The following is a 2,227-nucleotide window of genomic DNA, read 5'->3' as shown; positions in this document are numbered from 1 at the left end:
CTCCTACGGAGTCTTCTCCACTCCGCACAGGACTCCATAGGAGGGGTCAACTGATCCCGCTACGCGCACTTGCGGATGGTCACCCGGCCGCCGTTCTTGGTCATCTCACTGGAGTGCGGCGCGAGACAGAGCCCCGTCCACTGGTTGGCGAAGGTGTAGGTACCGCTGATCTTGGTCGGGTTGACCGACCAGAGCTGGTTGCCCGAGTCCCAGCGGGTCTCGCAGCCCCACCACATGAGCTGGGTGTTCTGGCCGGGCGGGGTGCCGTTGTTGTAGGGGACTGTGAGGCAGTAGCCGTTGTTGTTGCGGATGGTGAAATAGCCGTTGCTCGCCTTGACGGCGTTCCATTTCTGCGCGGCCCCGCCGTCGCAGGTACGCTGCACCACGAGCCCGCCGTTGGGGACGGTGGGGCCGATGGCCAGGCACTTGCCGCTCAGCAGGTTCTTGTAGGGAGCCTTGCCACCGGCCGACCACATGTCGTAGGTCTTGGTGGTCGGCGGGTCCTGCCCGCAGATGTCCCTCAGCTCCGTGTCGGTCATCTTGCGGCTCTGATACAACCAGGCGAAGGACCGGCTGGTGTCCGGCACCCGGACGACCGCGTTCTTGACGAGCTCGTTCTTGTTGCCGTCGTAGCGGGCATCGATGTCGACGACCGCCTCGATCAGCGGCTCCTTGACCTCGATCCAGCCGACGCTGCCCAGGGGGACCGTGGCGGTGTGCGTGTGGGTGTCGCTGGTGCTCCAGGTCCAGCTCCAACCGAGCTTGGGCCCGACGGAGGCCTCCCAGTCACCGAACTTCTTCTTCCCGCCGATGTCGAGGCCGAAGGAGAAGCTGGTGGAGGAGCTCTTGGTTCCGGCGACGCTCACGCTGCCGCTACTGGTGCAGCCGTAGGCGATGGGGCTCTTCCCACTGCCGAGCTTGTCGGGCATGGTGGCCTCGCCCCATACTTGCTTGCTGCTTTTGAAGGTGAGGTAGCACTCGGGGTCCCAGTAGATGATGTCCCCGGCCTGCGTGGGCCTCGGGTCGGCGCAGTCCTCGGCTACCTGCGCGGGCGACTTGGCCGCTACCTGCGCGGGCGACTTGGCCGCTACCTGCGCGGGCGACTTGGCCGCCGCGAACGCCGTCGGGGTCAGCGGGAAGTAGCTCATTATCAAGGCGAGCAACACGATCGTCTTCTTCACGTTCTTCACGAGGCGTGAGCTTAGGGATCATGAATGGCCGCTGAGGGAACGCCGTATGTATCTCAGGGGCATTGCATGGTTGCGGTCTGTCCGGATTGATCACGTGAGGCCGAGGATTCGTAGGGGTCGGGTGTGGTCGCGGCCGGTGTGGCGGAGGGCAGCGGCGATGTTGGTGTGGCCGTTCTGGCGGAAGATGCCGATGGCGAGGTTGCGCAGGCCGGCCATGGTGCGGGGCAGGTGGCCGGTGCGGACTTTGGAGTCGTCCTCGCGGAAGGTCCGGTCTCGGACGTGGTGCAGGAGGTTCTCGATGCCCCAGTGGCCCCTGATCCAGGTGGCGAGCTGGACGGCGGTGGCGTCGTAGGTGTCCAGGCTAGTGATCAGGTAGACCCGTTCGATGGTGAGCTTCCCGGTCGAGCGGTCGCGGCGTCATCGGACGATCTGGATCGCCTGGCGGGCGCCGGGATAGTCGAGGTGGTGGAAGGCGGCGGTCTTGAGTCGGCGGATCTCGTCGCGGTGGTGGGCCCGGTCGCGGGTGCGGTGGTCCAGCGGGATGTCCGCCCAGGGAAGCGTTTTGAGCTGGGCATACAGCCCGGGGTGGTTCTTTTTCACGATGGCCAGGTAGTGGGCGCCGCGCTCGCGGAGGTACGTGCCGTGGGCGTGCTGGGTGTGCAGGGCATCGCCGGTGATCACGGTGTCGCTCAGGTCGATGCTGTCCAGCAGCGGGGCGAAGGCGGGGATCTCGTTGCTTCTGGAGGCGACCTGCCGCTGGGCCAGGACCACGCCGTGGTGGTCCATTGCGGCCAGCAGTTGGATCGCGGTGCTCGTGACGGTGCGCGAGCCGCGGACCGTCTTGCCGTCGACCGCGATCGCCCGCGGCACCGGCTTCGCCGATCGCTCGGACTCGCTCGGGTGTACTCCTCTGGCCTGTAGGAATGCTCCGATGGCAGCGTCCAGAGCGTCGCCGTCCAGCCGCTGGAGCAGGCGCCGGACGGTCGCCGGATGAGGGACGGGATGGACACCGGTGAGCGGCTCGGCCGGGAAGTCGA

General features: G+C 66.6%; 2 protein-coding genes and 1 pseudogene. All 3 read right to left on the bottom strand.

Annotated features, from left to right (window positions below; all coding sequences use genetic code 11):
- Nucleotides 1–59: 59 nt before the first annotated feature.
- Entirely contained in the window at nt 60–1,190 is a 1,131-nt protein-coding gene (locus ACIPXB_RS37085) for an RICIN domain-containing protein (RefSeq protein ID WP_401457407.1), read from the bottom strand.
- A 90-nt stretch (nt 1,191–1,280) separates the two neighbouring features.
- Nucleotides 1,281–1,406: a hypothetical protein gene (locus tag ACIPXB_RS37080; protein WP_030842284.1), complete on the bottom strand. Its 126-nt coding sequence runs from the start codon at nt 1,404–1,406 to the stop codon at nt 1,281–1,283.
- A 33-nt stretch (nt 1,407–1,439) separates the two neighbouring features.
- Nucleotides 1,440–2,135 (bottom strand): annotated as a pseudogene (locus tag ACIPXB_RS37075) (ISAs1 family transposase); the annotation flags it as partial.
- Between the last annotated feature and the right edge of the window lie 92 nt (nt 2,136–2,227).

The organism is Streptomyces sp. NPDC090022, from assembly GCF_044748145.1.
Classification (GTDB): Bacteria; Actinomycetota; Actinomycetes; order Streptomycetales; family Streptomycetaceae; genus Streptomyces.
This window is presented reverse-complemented; position numbering and strand designations above follow the sequence as displayed.

Excerpts from the sequence above, each read along its gene's own strand:
- ACIPXB_RS37080 (WP_030842284.1), bottom strand. The coding sequence starts at position 1,406 with ATGGCCGGCCTGCGCAACCTCGCCATCGGCATCTTCCGCCAGAACGGC.